The 16,497-nt window shown below is 43.7% G+C and carries 14 protein-coding genes and 1 riboswitch; of the genes, 9 read left to right on the top strand and 5 right to left on the bottom strand.

What is annotated here, in order from left to right; all coding sequences use genetic code 11:
• Window positions 1-103 precede the first annotated feature (103 nt).
• Window positions 104-1,198 (top strand): hypothetical protein, encoded by a 1,095-nt coding sequence (locus P6709_RS14405; protein WP_278241634.1) that lies wholly within the window; start codon window positions 104-106, stop codon window positions 1,196-1,198.
• 9 nt (window positions 1,199-1,207) lie between these two features.
• Window positions 1,208-2,341: a S1C family serine protease gene (locus P6709_RS14400; RefSeq protein WP_278241633.1), complete on the top strand. Its 1,134-nt coding sequence runs from the start codon at window positions 1,208-1,210 to the stop codon at window positions 2,339-2,341.
• A gap of 563 nt (window positions 2,342-2,904) precedes the next feature.
• Here the strand turns inward: P6709_RS14400 and P6709_RS14395 are convergent.
• Both P6709_RS14395 and P6709_RS14390 read right to left on the bottom strand, forming a co-directional pair.
• Window positions 2,905-3,222 carry a winged helix-turn-helix transcriptional regulator gene (locus P6709_RS14395; RefSeq protein WP_278241632.1) on the bottom strand — a complete coding sequence of 106 codons (318 nt, stop codon included), beginning with the start codon at window positions 3,220-3,222 and terminating at the stop codon, window positions 2,905-2,907.
• A gap of 94 nt (window positions 3,223-3,316) precedes the next feature.
• On the bottom strand, window positions 3,317-4,234 hold the full coding sequence (locus P6709_RS14390; protein ID WP_278241631.1) for a ketopantoate reductase family protein: 918 nt from the start codon (window positions 4,232-4,234) through the stop codon (window positions 3,317-3,319).
• 207 nt (window positions 4,235-4,441) lie between these two features.
• Here P6709_RS14390 and P6709_RS14385 point away from each other — a divergent pair, with 207 nt between their 5' ends.
• Both P6709_RS14385 and P6709_RS14380 read left to right on the top strand, forming a co-directional pair.
• A complete protein-coding gene (locus tag P6709_RS14385; RefSeq protein WP_278241630.1) occupies window positions 4,442-5,377 on the top strand; it encodes a DUF1002 domain-containing protein in 936 nt (311 codons plus the stop codon).
• Window positions 5,378-5,441: 64 nt separating this feature from the next.
• Window positions 5,442-5,618, top strand: coding sequence for a hypothetical protein (locus P6709_RS14380; protein WP_278241629.1), 177 nt, complete (start codon window positions 5,442-5,444; stop codon window positions 5,616-5,618).
• A gap of 227 nt (window positions 5,619-5,845) precedes the next feature.
• Here P6709_RS14380 and P6709_RS14375 read toward each other — a convergent pair whose 3' ends face one another.
• Both P6709_RS14375 and P6709_RS14370 read right to left on the bottom strand, forming a co-directional pair.
• Window positions 5,846-6,889 carry a ribonucleotide-diphosphate reductase subunit beta gene (locus P6709_RS14375; RefSeq protein ID WP_278241628.1) on the bottom strand — a complete coding sequence of 348 codons (1,044 nt, stop codon included), beginning with the start codon at window positions 6,887-6,889 and terminating at the stop codon, window positions 5,846-5,848.
• A gap of 13 nt (window positions 6,890-6,902) precedes the next feature.
• Window positions 6,903-9,170, bottom strand: coding sequence for a ribonucleoside-diphosphate reductase subunit alpha (locus P6709_RS14370; RefSeq protein ID WP_278241627.1), 2,268 nt, complete (start codon window positions 9,168-9,170; stop codon window positions 6,903-6,905).
• A 130-nt stretch (window positions 9,171-9,300) separates the two neighbouring features.
• Window positions 9,301-9,481, bottom strand: a riboswitch (cobalamin riboswitch).
• Window positions 9,482-9,707: 226 nt separating this feature from the next.
• On the opposite strand from P6709_RS14370, the gene P6709_RS14365 reads away from it, so the two are divergent.
• Together P6709_RS14365 and P6709_RS14360 are read left to right on the top strand one after the other, a co-directional pair.
• On the top strand, window positions 9,708-10,091 hold the full coding sequence (locus P6709_RS14365; protein ID WP_278241626.1) for an ArsR/SmtB family transcription factor: 384 nt from the start codon (window positions 9,708-9,710) through the stop codon (window positions 10,089-10,091).
• Between the two features lie 6 nt (window positions 10,092-10,097).
• Complete coding sequence (locus P6709_RS14360; protein WP_278241625.1) at window positions 10,098-12,176, top strand: heavy metal translocating P-type ATPase; 2,079 nt, start codon at window positions 10,098-10,100, stop codon at window positions 12,174-12,176.
• Window positions 12,177-12,281: 105 nt separating this feature from the next.
• On the opposite strand, the gene P6709_RS14355 is transcribed toward P6709_RS14360, so the two are convergent.
• A complete protein-coding gene (locus P6709_RS14355) occupies window positions 12,282-12,473 on the bottom strand; it encodes a DUF6366 family protein (RefSeq protein WP_278241624.1) in 192 nt (63 codons plus the stop codon).
• 317 nt (window positions 12,474-12,790) lie between these two features.
• Between P6709_RS14355 and P6709_RS14350 the strand changes: the two genes are divergently transcribed.
• From P6709_RS14350 to P6709_RS14340, 3 genes are read left to right on the top strand one after another with little or no spacing between them, the layout of a single operon-like run.
• Window positions 12,791-13,810, top strand: a complete 1,020-nt coding sequence (locus tag P6709_RS14350; protein WP_278241623.1) for an ABC transporter ATP-binding protein — start codon at window positions 12,791-12,793, stop codon at window positions 13,808-13,810.
• Window positions 13,779-14,804 (top strand): ABC transporter ATP-binding protein, encoded by a 1,026-nt coding sequence (locus P6709_RS14345; protein WP_278241622.1) that lies wholly within the window; start codon window positions 13,779-13,781, stop codon window positions 14,802-14,804. The genes P6709_RS14350 and P6709_RS14345 overlap by 32 nt, the downstream gene beginning before the upstream one ends.
• Window positions 14,801-16,423 carry an ABC transporter substrate-binding protein gene (locus P6709_RS14340; RefSeq protein WP_278241621.1) on the top strand — a complete coding sequence of 541 codons (1,623 nt, stop codon included), beginning with the start codon at window positions 14,801-14,803 and terminating at the stop codon, window positions 16,421-16,423. Before P6709_RS14345 ends, P6709_RS14340 begins: the two co-directional genes overlap by 4 nt.
• Window positions 16,424-16,497 lie beyond the last annotated feature (74 nt).

Raw genomic sequence — 16,497 nt, 5'->3', positions numbered from 1 at the left:
GAGACAATCAAACCGCGGTCCTTAGTATAAGTCTGCAGTTTTTTGGAAGGCACTAGAGTGAATGGTCCTTAGAGAGGGTAAGTGAAAGGTAGGGGGCTATGAAATGAACGAAGACAGATCTGCCTGGAATGATCAAAATAAAAATGTAAAAAACAATAAGAGTAAAGCGCCTTTTAAAGCCTTTTTAATTGTTCTCAGTTTATGCGGCATCACAATTGTTTCATTCTTCTTTTACGAAAAATGGCTTAATTCTCAAGTAATTGAATGGAAAACACAAGGTGAGAGCGACGCGTTTAACCATAAATGGGATGAAGCAGAAGAATTGCTGCAGCAGGCATATGAAACAAGACCTGGAGTTGAGGGGGTTGAAGCCAGCCTCGAAGCGGTAAAAGATGCAAAAGAATTTGAAAGGAGAGTAGAACGTCTTTCAAGCCATCTTGATGAAGAAGAAATTGAAAAAGCTGAAATTGAAATGAACAAAATGATTGAGAAGATGGAAGCCAGTCAAAATGAATTGTATTTCCTATATAAAGATAAATTGATTGAATTAAGAGATAAGAGTGTTGTTCTCGGTATTCAAAACGATATTGAGCATCCACTTTCTATGCAGGCATTGGCAGGGAAACTGCTGGAGATATCTGATATGGAAAGTGACGCAGCTGTTCAGGTGAAAAGCCGGATTAAAGAAAAAATTTCTAAGGCAGCCATTGCAGAAGCCCGTGAAAAAATGGAATCCTACCGCTTTTCTGAAGCGCTGAACATTGTGGAAATTGGTTTAGGGTACACCTCCGACCATGAGGACCTGCTTACATTTAAGTCAGAAATCAAAGAAGCAAGGCTGGCTTATCAGACAGAAGAATATGACCGGCTTCAGGAAGCGATGAAAGAAGCAGAAAGAGAAGACCATTTTAACCGGACAGAATCTGTGTCCATAAAAGAATGGGACGTCATCACTTCAGAGCCCGGAACCATTGAACTAATGGGAAAAGTGGAGAATAGAGGAACCCGGCAGATAAAAGATATACGCCTCACTTGGGGGGTTTTTAATGCCAAGGATGAATTAGTAACGGAAAGCACCGTTTCTGTCACACCGTCGAACCTCATGGTCAATGAAGAGGGCGAGTTTAAGGATTCCATTAAACTTGAAGGTGAAGAATTAAATGCAGAGATCATGAACATTACTTGGGACGTAGAATAGAGGGATAAAATGCGAATGAACTGGGCTGCTTCTATACTTTTATCACTCTTCATGCTCACAGCAACAGTCTTCTCTGTAATATGGATCAGAGATTACATGAAAGATCATGCACCGGAACAAAAATCATACCTGATAGATGAACAATCCGGTGCATATGAACAATTGCTTGATGAGTTAAACGAGAATAAGGCGGAAGCCATTTTTGAAGCGCAAAACAAAGTGATCCAAATTGAAACGCCTATAGGGTCAATTGGATCAGGTTTTTTATATAATCGAAGAGGAGACTTTATAACAAATGCTCATGTGGTTGCCAACGCGCAGGAAGTAACCGTGGTAACTGCTCAGGCAAACCGCCACACCGGAAGAGTAATTGGAATCAGTGAATCAGAAGATATTGCAGTAGTCAGGGTAGAGGAACTGGCGGGGAAAGAGCCATTGGAAATTGAAGAAGAACCGCCTGAACTAGAAGCTCCGGTACTTGCTTTAGGCAGTCCGCTGGGGTTTCAAAATACAGTGATGCTGGGAGAAATCAACGGGGTAGATCAATCATTTACGATTGATCCATTTGTTTATGAAAATGTAGATCGAATTACTGCTCCCATTTCACCCGGAAACAGCGGGGGACCATTACTTCACGGAGAATCACTCAAGGTAATTGGCATCACCTCTGCTGAAGAGCCTCAGGAAGGGCTGGGCTACAGTATTCCGGTTTTGGATATTCTTGATCAAGTGGATGAATGGATTGAAAAGCCGTTGGAGACACTTCCTGCCTTCCCACAGTACGCTGAACAGCCTGAAGATGTGTACGTGCCTTCTCAAGAGGAAGCAGCCATTTATCTGGTCCAATATTTCTACAGCAGCTTGCAATTTGGAGATTTCGTTACAGCTTATTCTATGATGGGTTCTCAATTTAAAGAGGAAAATAATTACGAAACGTTCAGAAAAATGTTTCAGGATACGGCTGCTCTTTCGCTTGAAGCAACAGAAACACTCGTGGTGGCAGAAAATGTAGAAGTTAAAGCGGTGATTGAAGCAGAGGAACTTGAAGAAGGAGAACCCGTCAATCAAACCTATACATACCGCGTTCTCATTGGACAGGAAAATGGGCAATTAAAAATTAAAGAATATACACGATCTGACTAACCCGTCCCCGCCGATCGGCTCCGAAAGGACAATATCCATTAAAGTTCAGCGGGTGACCTATGGAAAATGCGTTCGCCTGAGGCATTGAGAACCGGTCTAAAAGAGGCTAAGACAAAACTCAAAAAAGTTTAGTAAATGAGGAAATTTTTATTAATAGCAGTAGATGAGCTGAGCGGAAGGTGGCGACTCCTGCAGGAGATGACGGTTGCTTGAGTCATTATAGTAGAGGATTCTGGAAAAGCTCAGCTCCGTTTCTGCGGGAAGCATCTGCCTGAAGTGAAGTGTAACGGTCAAAAAGAGGCTGGGAGAAACTCAAAAAAGTTTAAAAAATGAGGATATTTTTATTAATAGCAGTAGGTGAACGGAGCGGAAGGTGGCGACTCCTGCAGAACATGACGGCAAGCTGAGACCCCGCAAGGCAAAGCCTGAGGAGGTTCAGCGCCGTCCATGTGGAAAGTATCTGTCTGAAGCGAAGTGAACCGGTCAAAAGGCCTGAGACAAAATGTCTCAGGCCTTTTATCAATTCTTGTGGCATATTGTTTCGTGGTTTTTAAAAATGAATCTTATGAACAATCCATCCACTGATCTGCCCATTTTTGAACTTCATCCAAAATAGGTGTGAGAGAGACCCCTTTATCGGTTAATCGATATTCTATGCGGACAGGCGTTTCAGGAAATACTTCACGAACAATGATTCCCTGCTCCTCAAGCTCCTTTAAACGCTCCGTTAAAATCTTATTACTAATTTGAGGGATCGGCTCTGCAATATGTGAAAAACGCTTAGGACCGGTTGCAAGCACACGAATAATAACGCCATTCCATCTTTTACCAAGAAGCTGGAAGGCCTGTTCGAATTTAGGGCAAAGTGACATCGTGGCCATACGCATCTCCTCCTTCATTCCATTAAGCAGTGTAAAACCAAAAGAGTTACTTAAAGTTACTTTGAACAATTATACAGGTTTTTTTCGTGAAAAGCTACTTAAGCTGTTCTTCATATAGTTTTACGTTTGTAAATACTGCCCTTAATAAAGGAACAGTTAAATTCAGCTGAGCTGCCTTTTGAAGCAGGTAGCCCTGCAGATGATCCACTTCTGTCATGCTTGATTTTTCCATATCCCGCTGCATGGATGATTTCATGCCATATCCCATCTCAAGCATTTTCTTGAATTGCATTTCCGGCAGACCTTCCGCGACAGGGGCTTCCAATTTAACCATTACAGTATAAATTTCCTCAAGCAGGGTTTGAATGGTGTTGCTGCCGTATTCTAGTTCCCGTATTGGGCCAATGGCAGAACGCATAAGAGTGGTCACGCCGGACATAGCGGTAATAAATGAATACTTGTGCCACATATCCTGATTAATCTTGCTGCTCATGGACATATTTGCTTTTGTCCCGCTGAAAGCGTCCTCGAGGCGTGTGATTCGTTCGGTTTTTTCACCGCTGCGCTCTCCAAATTTCAAATCATGGATCGGACTGGTCTGTACAATCGCACCTTCCGAATTTAATGTGGTTTCGATAAAGCATAATCCGCCGATCACAGCCTCTTCCCCAAACACCTGAACAAGCTTATCAATATGCGCGATGCCGTTTAAAAGAGGAAGAATCATAGTCTTTCCATCAGCATAAGGCTTAAGATCTTCCATGACGCCCTCAAGTTGATAAGACTTTGTTGAAATGATAATCACATCATATGGACCGCTTTTTTCTCCTGCAGTCAGCAGAGTGGGGGTCAGGCTTACATCTCCGTGAACACTTTCCACATTTAAGCCTGTTTTCATTAATTGCTGCTTTCGGTTGTCCCGAACTAAAAACGTGATATCTTCTCCTTTTTCAGCCAGTCTGGCGCCAAAATATCCTCCGATTGCTCCTGCACCTGCCATTAATATTTTCATTGTATCCCTCCATCAATTTAGTATGTATGTATATCATATAGGAGATTCTTCTATTAATCTAAAAAATATGAATTTACGATCAACCGGATAAATTAATGTGAACTAATTGAAACTTTTTGAACGAAAGAACCGTCTTATACATGGAGAACAAAAAAGTTCTGCTTGGACGCAATATAAAAAGAGTTTATTAGAAAAGGAGCACATATCATGTTAAAACGCTTGACCGGTTTAAGTATTGCCTTGATCTTATCGCTGCAGGTCGGCCTTGGCGGCGCATCTGCATCTGACGGAAACGGGGATGAAGGGATAAATGAAAAATTCGGATTGCCTATTCTGGTTCTTGGGGGAACTCTGTCTGATACTCAAAAGGAAGAAGTAAGAAAAATGCTCGGAGTAACGGATCCTGAAATGGTAGAAGAAGTAGTCGTGACAGGGGAAGATTTAGTTCGCTATATTGACGGAGAAGACCGCAATGCACGCATGTATTCTTCTGCGAAAATTACACGGGAAGAAGAGGGAGAAGGACTTGTGATTGAACGGGTCAATCCTGAGAATATTACACAGGTAACCGACACCATGTATGCCAATGCTCTATTAACAGCAGGAATAGAAAATGCAACAGTAGAAGTCGCTTCACCTGTAAAGGTAAGTGGGCACTCCGCTTTGACAGGAATTTATAAAGCATATGAAGTAAGTGGAGAAGAGCTTGATACGGAACGGCTGGAAGTGGCCAATGATGAATTGAATCTGGCGACAGATCTTGCGAATGAAGAAGGAATTGAAGAAGAAAAAGTAAGTGAGCTTCTGGCTGACATCAAACAGGCTATTGCCGACCAGAACCCTGCAACCCGGGAAGAGGTAGAGGCAATCGTTGAAGAACAGCTCGCCAATTTAAATATTAACTTAAGTGAAGAAGACCGCCAGCGGTTAACGGATTTATTTGAACAAATGAGAAACCTGAATATTAATTTTGATAATGTTTCTGAACAGCTCGGCAAGCTTTCTGATACCATACAGGAAAAACTTGGTGAAGTAGTAAACGATGAAGGGTTCTGGCAGGGCGTCAAAGATTTTTTCCAGGGAATTGTAGATGCGATTTCCGGAATTTTTGGCAGCAGCACGGAAGATGAATCCACAAATTAACAAGCTGAAGCAGAGAGGGAATCTCTCTGCTTTCATTCTTATTAGCTAAAGGAGAGGAAGGTTAATGAGTATTAACGGAGGAGACATTATTTTTCAAATCCTTATGCTGATTTTCTTTGGAGGAACTTTGTTCTTTTTTGTATCCTTTCTAAGAGAATCAAGGAGAAGAAGAACCAGACAAAATGACCAGCTTGACCGAATTGAAAAAATGCTGATGGAGGAAAGACGAAATAAAAAATGAGCCTGAGACAAATGTCTCAGGCTCATTCAGCGGTTCACTGCGCTTCAGGCGGACGTTTTCCGCAGGGCGGCACTTAGCCTTTTCAGGGCCATGCCTGTAAAGTCTCAGCTTGCCGTCATCTCCGGCAGGGAGTCGCTACCTTCCGCTTCGTTTACCTCATATGAATGACCTATATTGCCTCTATTGTCTGACAATTTCTATTTATGTTCCACCCTCATTTATATCCTCTATAAATCATCAAATCCGTTCGCATCAGAGGTTTTGGTATATTGTCTGGACTTTTGTTCAAAGAAATCCGTTTTGCCCTGATCGACTTCCTGATAAGCAATGATCCAGCGAAGCGGGTTTTTTACGGGGGCGTCCGGAAAAACGTCGCGGCCGTGTCCAAGCTGGTTGCAGCGCTTGTTTGCCATGTACTGAATATACTGCTCAAGCTCAGACATGGTAATGCCGTCAAATTGATTTCCGATTACTTCCCTGCCCCATGCAATTTCTAGTTCTGCTCCTTTTCGAAATGTGCTGATAACGAAGTCATGGTGAGCGTCCGTATTAATTTCAGGATGCTCATGAAGCAGCTCTTTATAGATTTTTTCAAAGAGTCCTACGTGAATCTGTTCGTCCCGGTTAATGTAGTTAATCATGGTTGAAGTTGAAACCATTTTTTGATTTCGAGCAAGATTGTAGAAAAAAGCAAATCCCGAGTAAAAGAACAGTCCTTCTAAAATAACATCGTACACGATGGATTGTGCAAAATGACGGACGGTTGGTTCTTGGGCAAAGGCTTTATAGCCGTTCGTGACAAAGTCATTTCGTTCCTGCAGGGTTGTCTCTGTTCTCCAGTAATCAAATACTTCATTTTGCTGCTGCTGCGAAACAAGGCTCGAAAGAACATATGAATAGGAGTGGTTGTGAATCACTTCCTGCTGCGCAAGCATGATCATCAAGGCATTCAGAGAGGAGTCTGTCAGGTAATCAGCCACTTTTCCTGCATAATCCGATTGAATGCTGTCAAGCAGGGCAAGCAGTCCAATAATCTTTAAAAAGGCGTTCTGTTCTGCTTCAGAAAGCCCTGGAAACTGTTTGATGTCGTTTCCCATATTGATTTCAAAGGGTGTCCAGAAATTAGAAAGCATTGTTTTATATTTAGGGTAAGCCCAAGAATAGCGGACGTCATCCCAATTTAAAATGTTTGAACTTTTACCGTTGATTAAACCCGTAGAACGGTTAGGTGCATCCGAATCCGTTAACAGTCTTTTTTGTAGTACTGTCATACACTATTCCTCCTTAGCTTGAGCAGCTTTCACATTCTTCAATTGAATCCGTGTCTGAAGTGGAGCGGACATAATATGTGGTCTTTAAGCCGGCGTTAAATGCGTGCAGATGCAGGTCCAGCAGTTCTTTGGCTTTGATGTCATTTCGGACATACAAGTTAAACGACACGGCCTGGTCAATATGGCGCTGGCGCTTTGCGTTCTGGCGAATGCTCCAGTGCTGGTCAATCAAATAAACAGATTGATAGTACCAGGTGGTGTCCGGTCCAAGATCCGGTGCTGTTACAGGAATGCGGTAGTCTTTTTTCTCTTCGGAGTACTGCTTTCTGAAAATAGGATCAATACTTGCTGTGGAGCCTGCTATGATAGAGGTGGACGAGTTAGGGGCCACAGCCATCATGTAAGCATTTCGGACACCGGATTCTTTTATCCTGTTTTTAAGGTTCATCCAGCGCTCACCTGTGTATTCCCGCTTATCAAAGTACTCACCTGTCTGCCAATCTGAACCTTTGAAAATCGGATAAGCTCCTTTTTCCTGAGACAGCTCCATACTTGCCTTAACGGTTAAATAGGCGATGTCTTCATACAGCTCCTCGCAGTACTTGACTGCTTCTTCGCTTTCCCAGCGAATGCCTTTGCGCGCCAAGAGATGATGCCAGCCAAAGGTGCCAAGTCCAATGCTCCGGTATTTCTGATTAGTCAGTAAGGCTTGTGGAACGGGCAGTGTATTTTGATCAATGACGTTATCAAGCATGCGAACCTGAATCGGAATCAAACGCTCCAGAACATCTCCTAACACTGCACGGGCAAGTGAAACAGACGATAAGTTACATACGACAAAATCACCCGGTTTTTTTACAGTGATAATCGATCCGTCTTTTACAAACTCTTCTGTAACGGTTGTTGCGCTCATATTTTGCATGATTTCTGTACATAGATTACTGCAATAGATCATTCCTTCGTGCGGGTTGGGGTTCATGCGGTTAACCGTATCCCGGTAAAACATATAAGGGGTTCCGGTCTCAAGCTGTGAGATCATAATGGATTTCATAATATCAATTGCCGGTACTGTCCGACGGGATAAAATAGGGTTTTCTGTACACTGTTTGTACCTCTCCCGGAAGCTTCCAGATCCTTTTTGCTCATCCCAGAAGTCTTCAAGCGAAAAGCCCATCACACTCTTTACCTCATGCGGATCAAAAAGATGCCAGTCTTCCCGGTTCTCCACAGCCTCCATGAATAAATCCGGAATGCAGACGCCTGTAAATAAATCATGCGTACGCAAACGCTCATCTCCGTTGTTTAATCGCACATCCAGAAACGAAAAGATATCTTTATGCCACACATCAAGGTAAACCGCAACCGCTCCTTTTCGCTGCCCGAGCTGATCCACGCTGACTGCTGTGTTATTCAATTGCTTCATCCAGGGGATTACGCCGGAAGAAGTTCCTTTAAACCTTTTTATATCGCTTCCCCGGGATCGTATTTTTCCAAGATATACCCCGAGCCCGCCTCCGTTTTTACTGAGAGTCGCCACATCAGTGTTGGAATCGTAAATGCTGCGCAGATCGTCTTCAACCGTATCGATAAAGCAGCTCGAGAGCTGGCCATAGCTCTTACCTGCATTTGATAAAGTAGGAGTGGCAACCGTCATATATAAGTTGGATAACGCCCAGTAGGCTTCTTTAATCAGTGCTAACCGTTTTTCTTTCGGCTCGTCTTTCATTAGGGACATGGCAATAATCAAGAACCGTTCCTGGGGAAGCTCGAATACCTCCTTATTGCGTGATTTTGTTAAGTACCTGTCCGACAGCGTGACGAGGCCGATATATGTAAATAAAAGATCTTTAGACGGCTTAATAAAAGAACCAATTTCCTTTATTTCCTCCCGGCTGTATGCGTGTGAAAGCTGAGCAGAGTAAAGTCCTTTGTCTGTTAATGAAGTAACCAGGTCATTAAATGAGCCATAAAGCTTCCAAGATGCATACCCTCTTGACTTAGCAGCCTGATCATATAGGCGGTCCAGATAAAGGCGGGCTGCTACATAGGTCCAGTCGGGCTCTTCAATGGAAATTCGATCAAGAGCAGCAAGAATCATCAATCCTGTCGCCTGATGAAGAGAATAACCAGGCTTGCTCTCAAGCTGCTGTCTGATTTTCGCTGCAGCGAGCTCAGGATTGAGAGAAGAAAATTCCTTTACCTTACTGTTGAAATACTCAACAAGCTGCCCGGTCTGCCAATTGTGTAAATCGTGATAATTCCTCGCTTCAATTGTTGTCATTATGAATCCTCCGTCCATTTTTAAGCATAAAAAAATCCACTCTTGGGAGCGGAGGCAGGATGTGAATATAAAAGGGCGGATCACACCCAGTCATAGTTCCTCATCCTACCTTCTCAGCTCCCGAAGAAGATAGCACGTTACTGAATAGACAGGTCTCCTGACTCATGCTTCAAACAGTATCTGATCCTTCCCATGATAAAGTCACAGTGGATTATCAGACACTCTCAGCACTTACAGTTGCGGGGACAGTTCAGGTTTTTCACCTGATTCCCTTTTAAGCCGTTATCGGCATCTATTCATATGGAATGTACTATATATTGTGTATTGTTTAGAAATCGTTACTAAATATAGTGATTAGTATAAATCATTATCACGTGGGTGACAATCCATAACCCGGATAAAAGTGGGGAAATAATTGTTTAATCGACAAAATCCATCGTTATGTAAGGGAAATAAGAGAAAATAAATTGAACGAAATGATTGACCATCTAAATAGAGAAGCATAAACTATAAGTAAACAATCAAACGAATGTTTGAATGAAAAGAGTGATTAGGTTGAAGAATACTGATAAAAGTTTGCAGGATTCCTGTGAAGTAACTATATATGACGAAGAAAAGATAGAAAAAATTAAGCCAAGAGTAAGCGATGTGGAAGGTGTAGAGCTTCTTTTCAAGGCGCTTTCAGATGCAACACGCTTAAAAATTGCTTATGCGCTGACATTAGAAGAAGAGCTTTGCGTTTGTGATGTAGCTGCGATCATCGGTTCCACCACCGCCACAGCCTCACATCACCTGAGGCTGCTGCGTAATATGGGATTAGCGAAGTACCGCAAAAAAGGGAAAATGGTTTTTTATTCGCTTGAAGATGAGCATGTTCACCAGCTTGTTTCAATAGCATTGATTCATTCACAGGAGGGGTGAGACGTTATGCGGCAGCATTATCGGCTGGAGGGATTAAGCTGTGCAAATTGCGCTGCGAAATTCGAAAAAAATATTCGCGAGCTGCCTTCCGTACAGGATGTTCAGCTTAATTTTGGCGCTTCAAAGCTTATGGTGGAAGGCGAAGCAAGTGTTATGGAGCTTGAACAGGCTGGCGCTTTTGATGGTATAAAAGTAAGGCATGAACATGAAAAGGCAGCACCGCCTGCTCCTTTTTGGAAAAACAAAGAAGTTCAATCGATGGTTTTTTCACTGCCCTTTTTACTCAGCGGCTGGTTTGTTTTATTTTTAAGCGGTGAAGAAAGCATCGGTGCTGTTCTATTATTTGCACTGTCGATTGCAATTGGGGGCTGGCGTTTGCTGCTCACCGGGCTGACAAATCTATTTAAGTTCGAGTTTGATATGAAAACCCTCATGACCATTGCGATTATAGGTGCAGCAATAATTGGCGAATGGGGAGAAGGAGCCGTTGTGGTTTTCCTGTTTGCTGTCAGTGAAGTGCTTGAACGGTTTTCGATGGATAAAGCAAGAAATTCCATTCGCTCCTTGATGGATATTGCCCCGCAGCAGGCAGCGGTTCTGAGAGATGGAGAAGAAAGATTGGTTCCGGTCGAAGAAGCAAAAATAGGAGAACTCATTATGATTCGTCCCGGTCAAAAAATCCCGCTTGACGGAGTGGTTGACAATGGTTCTTCCTATGTCAATCAATCAGCGATCACGGGTGAATCGGTCGCGGTGAAAAAAGAAGCAGGAGACGAGGTATTTGCCGGCACACTTAACGAAGAAGGCGCACTAAGGGTCCGGATTACAAAATGGGCAGAAGACACGACGCTTGCGAAAATTATTCATTTAGTTGAAGAGGCGCAGGCAGAGAAAGCCCCATCCCAGGCTTTTGTGGACCGTTTTGCAAAATATTATACACCTGCCATTATGATGATTGCTTTGCTTGTGGCTATTGTGCCGCCATTAGCAGCCGGCGGACTTTGGGAGGAATGGATCTACAGGGGGCTTGCTGTTTTAGTGGTCGGCTGTCCTTGCGCACTCGTCATATCCACTCCTGTAGCGATCGTGACAGCAATTGGTCATGCAGCAAAAAGAGGGGTGCTAATCAAGGGTGGTGTTCACCTGGAAACGGCCGGTAAGATTACAGCTGTTGCATTTGATAAAACCGGTACCCTCACAAAAGGAACTCCGGAGGTTAGGGATGTCCGTTCATTTTCTTCAATGGATTCCAATGAGCTGCTATCATATGCAGGAGCAATCGAACGCTACTCCCAGCACCCTCTTGGCCGGGCAATTGTTCAAGCAGCAAAAGATCTTCCTTTAGCAGAGGCAGATCAGTTTGAGTCCATTACAGGAAAAGGTGTTCAGGGAGTTATCGACGGAAAAGTTTACTGGATCAGCCGGGCAGATGACAAGGTAAGACTGACAAGAGAAATGAAAGAAACCGTAGATGAATTCAGGAAAAATGGTTCTACCGTCATGCTGATGGGACAGGGCGAACAAGTTCTTGGCATCATCGCTGCTTCGGATACGATTCGCGAAGAAAGCAGATCGATTGTTCAAAAGCTTTATCAGGCAGGCATAAAGAAAACGGTGATGCTGACTGGTGATCACGCCCTTTCCGCTTCTTCTATAGGGAAAGAGATCGGCATCCAGCAAATTGAAGCGGAACTTATGCCTCAGCAAAAGCTTGAAATTATAAAAAGAATCCAGCAGAATGACGGAAAAGTAGCGATGGTGGGAGACGGGATAAACGATGCACCTGCTCTTGCCATGGCGGACGTAGGCATCGCAATGGGAGGCGCAGGAACAGATGCAGCGCTAGAGACAGCTGATATTGCGCTTATGGCAGATGATCTTCACCAGCTGCCTGAAACGATCAGTTTAAGCAGAAAGACGCTTAAAATTATTAAGCAGAATATCGCATTCGCTTTGGGCTTGAAAGTGCTCGCACTGCTTCTGATTATTCCTGGATGGCTGACACTGTGGATGGCCATTTTTGCAGATATGGGAGCGACGCTGATTGTTGTGCTTAACTCGCTGCGGTTAATGAGAGTAAAATAATGTGTTAGGCAGGAATGGAGGTGAACAATGGCCATCCCTGCCTTTTTTTGCGTCGGAAAAATTTATTTACCAGGCAGATGTTTAGATGTCGGGAGCGGGATAGGCTTAAAAAAAGATAGTTGCTAGTATGATTCCAGCGAGAATTAGAAGGATGAGAAGACCGGTGCCTTTCCAGCCTAAGCTGCCCACTAGATCTGCCAGACCGGAGCCATGCATGCTGCCAGATGGATTTCTCTTTAATTCCTCCTGCCTCATCCGTTCTCTTCTTCTTTCTGGCGTTTCCTGGTCATTCTTCATAAAGAACACCTCCTTAATATTGGTTCGTTTAGCTTAACAGTTTAAAGAATAGTTTAGAAGGAGTGTTCATATTTTAGATGCGGGATAAAGCCCTCAGGAGTGGTGTCTTGATAAAGATTTCCTTTCCGAATGCATGACGGTTAAGAGGGTCATTGATTTATAGAAATAATTTAAAAAATCCGGTTCTGACAAGTCACTTTGATGAACAATTAAAAATATTAGGTTGCTATTGAAATAATTTTATGACATCGTATAATTAAGATTATAAAAATTCTGAAAATAAAGTATATTAAAAAAACATTTCGAGGAGGAGAGGGATGAAGAAAGAACCTGTACTTCAAGTTGAAGACCTCCATGTTTCGTTTTTTACGGATGAGGGAGAAATACCGGCAGTGGACGGTATAGATTTTTATGTAAGGGAGGGAGAGGTGCTCGGAATTGTCGGTGAATCCGGCTGCGGGAAAAGCGTGACTTCGCTATCTGTCATGGGCCTGATTCCAAAACCGCCCGGCAAAATTACCGAGGGCCAAATTAAACTTAACGGGGAAGAACTGACCACGGCATCAGAAAAAAGAATGAGAAATATTCGGGGCAGTGAAGTGGCAATGATTTTCCAGGAGCCTATGACCTCATTAAATCCGCTGTTCACCATAGGAAATCAATTAATGGATGCCACCTTAATACATAAAAAAGGCAATAAGAAACAAGCGAAACAAAGAGCGGTAGACATGTTAAAGCTTGTCGGACTGCCGAGAGCAGAAGAGCTGATGAATGACTATCCGCATCAGCTGTCAGGCGGAATGAGGCAGCGGGTGATGATCGCAATGGCACTCGTCTGTGAGCCTAAACTGTTGATAGCGGATGAACCGACAACAGCTCTTGATGTAACGATTCAAGCGCAGATTCTGAAGCTGATGAAAAACATTAATGAGGAACTGAATACTGCGATAATGCTGATCACCCACGACCTTGGGGTAGTAGCCGAAACATGTGAACGCGTTGTGGTCATGTATGCAGGGAAAATTGTGGAGAACGGGCTGGCAGTGGATATTTTTAAAGATCCGCAGCATCCCTACACAAAAGGGCTGATTCAGTCAGTGCCTGATATGCGCTTTAAAAAGCAGCGTCTCTATTCCATCCCCGGCAATGTTCCGAGACCGGGTTCCATCAAAAAAGGCTGCCGTTTTGCTGCGAGATGTGATTTTGCCTTTGAGCGATGCACGCAGGAAGACCCTCCGCTCTATGACACAGGTGAGGGACGCTCCACAAGATGCTTCTTATACGACAGCAAGGAGGCCAAGAGGGATGACAACCAGAGAACCACTGTTACAAGTTGAGAATTTAAAAAAGCATTTTCCTATAAGGGGAGGAATCCTTGGCAAAACGGTAGGAACGGTTAAAGCGGTGGAGGATGTTTCTTTTACCGTACATAAAGGCGAAACATTAGGCATTGTCGGGGAATCAGGCTGCGGCAAATCGACGACCGGCCGCATGCTGCTGAGACTAATTGAGCCGACAGAAGGCAAAGTGTTTTTTGAAGGAAAAGAAGTAACCAGCCTGTCTAACAATGAGCTGAGAAAAATGAGAAGGGAGATGCAGATGGTTTTTCAGGATCCATTTGCATCACTCAATCCGAGACATACAGTAGAGAAAATATTAGAAGAACCATTAAAGGTACATGGGATCGGCACACCCGCTGAAAGAAAAAAGCGGGTAAGAGAACTTTTGGAAACAGTGGGATTAAGCAGCTACCATGCAAAGCGTTATCCTCACCAGTTCAGCGGTGGGCAGCGGCAGCGGATTGGCATTGCAAGAGCCCTGATGACCAGGCCGAAATTAATTATTGCGGACGAGCCTGTTTCTGCACTGGACGTGTCGATTCAATCACAGGTGCTGAATCTAATGCAGGATCTTCAAAAGGATTTTGGGTTAACGTACATCGTCATCGCCCATGATTTAGGGGTGGTGCGGCATATCAGCGACCGCGTGGGTGTTATGTATTTAGGGAAAATGGCTGAAATCACGTCCAGTGAAAAACTGTACGATAATCCGCTTCATCCTTACACACAAGCGCTGTTATCAGCTGTTCCGATTCCCGATCCGCTTTATGAAAAGAAATCGGTTGTGTTAGAGGGAGATATACCGAGCCCGTCAAATCCGCCTTCAGGCTGCACCTTTCACACAAGATGTCCGTTTAAAATGGATGTCTGTGAAAAGCTTGTACCGCAGCTGCTGGAACATGAAGAAGGACATTACGTTGCTTGTCACCTTTATTCAAAGGAAAAACAGTCAACGAGTCAAAATAAAGAGATGGTTGGAGGGGTAGTATGAATAAGAAAACTTGGTTACTGTTTTTTGTGCTTTTACTAACAGTTTCAACTGCTTTGTTCGGTTGCGCTAGTGATGATGGGGAAGACACCGGCGGAGAATCAGGCAATGATTCGGGAGAAAGCAGCAGTCAGGACACACTCATTTTTGGCCGCGGAGGTGACTCAGTCGGTCTTGATCCGATCACGGTGACCGATGGTGAGTCCTTTAAAGTAACGAAAAACGTGTTTGAAACCCTAATCGAATTTGGCCGTGAAGATACGGAAATCAACCCGGGTCTGGCAGCTGAATGGGATGTTTCAGAAGATGGGCTGACATATACTTTTACGCTTCAGGAAGGCGTAACTTTCCATGATGGAGAAGCCTTTAACGCGGATGCCGTTGTTTACAACTTTGAACGATGGGCGTCTGGTACAGAAGACAAGTTTTATTACTACAAATCTATGTTCGGCGGCTTTGGTGATGATGAAGGCCACGTGATTGAATCAGTCACAGCTGCAGACGACATGACGGTTGAAATTAAGCTTAAGCGTCCACAGGCGCCATTCCTAAAAAATCTTGCGATGAGTCCGTTTGGGATCGCAAGTCCTAAAGCCTTAGATGAAATGGGAGACGAGGCTTTTAATGAAAGCCCTGTAGGAACCGGACCATTTAAGTTTGTGGAATGGAGACGAAATGACAGAATCGTTCTTGAGAAAAACGAAGACTACTGGCAGGAAGGTTTGCCTAAATTAAACGAAATTATTTTCCGTTCCATTCCTGAAAACTCAGCACGTCTGAATGCGCTGCAAAGCAATGAAATCGACCTTGCAGACGGTGTAAATCCAAGTGATGCCGCCATGATCGAAGAAAATGCTGATCTTCAATTGTTTGAGCGTCCTTCTATGAATGTCGGGTACCTTGGATTAACGACTACACGTGAACCGTTTGATGACCCTAAAGTACGTCAGGCAATGAATCATGCAATTGACCGCCAATCGATTGTCGATGCGTTTTTTGAAGGCCGCGCAGAAGTAGCAAAAAATGCAATGCCGCCTGTTATCGCAGGATACAATGATGACATTGAAGGCTACGAATATGACCCTGAAAAAGCCAAACAGCTGCTTGAAGAAGCTGGATTGGGAGACGGTTTTGAAATGGACCTATGGGCAATGCCGGTTCCGCGTCCTTATATGCCGGACGGACAAAAAGTGGCTGAAGCCATCCAAAACAATCTGGCAGATGTAGGAATCACAGCTGAAATCGTGAACTACGAATGGGCAACGTATCTTGAAAAAGCACGTATGGGTGAAGCAGACGCGTTCCTATTAGGCTGGACAGGCGATAATGGAGACGCAGATAATTTCCTTTATGTATTGCTTGATCAGGACAATATCGGAAGCAATAACTACACGTACTATGAAAATCAGGAGCTGCATGATCTGTTAATTGAAGCGCAGTCTGAAGTAGATGAAGATGCACGCAGTCAGCTTTATATGGAAGCACAGGAAATCATTCATGAAGATGCACCATGGGTTCCGCTAGCACACTCCACGCCTCTAATGGCAGGAAGCTCGACACTAAAAGATTTTGTTGCTCATCCGACAGGATCAGATAATTTAATGGATGTATATTTTGAATAATTCATTCTGATTCAGGGGGAAGGTGGACATTCGCCTTCCCCTTTTTACTTGAAAACCGAACAACAGATTATGAA

Source organism: Jeotgalibacillus sp. ET6, from assembly GCF_029667115.1.
Taxonomy (GTDB): domain Bacteria; phylum Bacillota; class Bacilli; order Bacillales; family Jeotgalibacillaceae; genus Jeotgalibacillus.
The sequence above is the reverse complement of the archived record's forward strand: the minus strand, read 5'-3'. Positions and strand labels throughout refer to the sequence as shown.

Bases quoted from the DNA above. Each gene is read 5' to 3' on its own strand.
- P6709_RS14405 (WP_278241634.1), top strand. From the start codon at position 104: ATGAACGAAGACAGATCTGCCTGGAATGATCAAAATAAAAATGTAAAA.
- P6709_RS14400 (WP_278241633.1), top strand. From the start codon at position 1,208: ATGCGAATGAACTGGGCTGCTTCTATACTTTTATCACTCTTCATGCTC.
- P6709_RS14395 (WP_278241632.1), bottom strand. From the start codon at position 3,222: ATGGCCACGATGTCACTTTGCCCTAAATTCGAACAGGCCTTCCAGCTT.
- P6709_RS14390 (WP_278241631.1), bottom strand. From the start codon at position 4,234: ATGAAAATATTAATGGCAGGTGCAGGAGCAATCGGAGGATATTTTGGC.
- P6709_RS14385 (WP_278241630.1), top strand. From the start codon at position 4,442: ATGTTAAAACGCTTGACCGGTTTAAGTATTGCCTTGATCTTATCGCTG.
- P6709_RS14380 (WP_278241629.1), top strand. From the start codon at position 5,442: ATGAGTATTAACGGAGGAGACATTATTTTTCAAATCCTTATGCTGATT.
- P6709_RS14375 (WP_278241628.1), bottom strand. From the start codon at position 6,889: ATGACAGTACTACAAAAAAGACTGTTAACGGATTCGGATGCACCTAAC.
- P6709_RS14370 (WP_278241627.1), bottom strand. From the start codon at position 9,170: ATGACAACAATTGAAGCGAGGAATTATCACGATTTACACAATTGGCAG.
- P6709_RS14365 (WP_278241626.1), top strand. From the start codon at position 9,708: ATGAAAAGAGTGATTAGGTTGAAGAATACTGATAAAAGTTTGCAGGAT.
- P6709_RS14360 (WP_278241625.1), top strand. From the start codon at position 10,098: ATGCGGCAGCATTATCGGCTGGAGGGATTAAGCTGTGCAAATTGCGCT.
- P6709_RS14355 (WP_278241624.1), bottom strand. From the start codon at position 12,473: ATGAAGAATGACCAGGAAACGCCAGAAAGAAGAAGAGAACGGATGAGG.
- P6709_RS14350 (WP_278241623.1), top strand. From the start codon at position 12,791: ATGAAGAAAGAACCTGTACTTCAAGTTGAAGACCTCCATGTTTCGTTT.
- P6709_RS14345 (WP_278241622.1), top strand. From the start codon at position 13,779: ATGACAACCAGAGAACCACTGTTACAAGTTGAGAATTTAAAAAAGCAT.
- P6709_RS14340 (WP_278241621.1), top strand. From the start codon at position 14,801: ATGAATAAGAAAACTTGGTTACTGTTTTTTGTGCTTTTACTAACAGTT.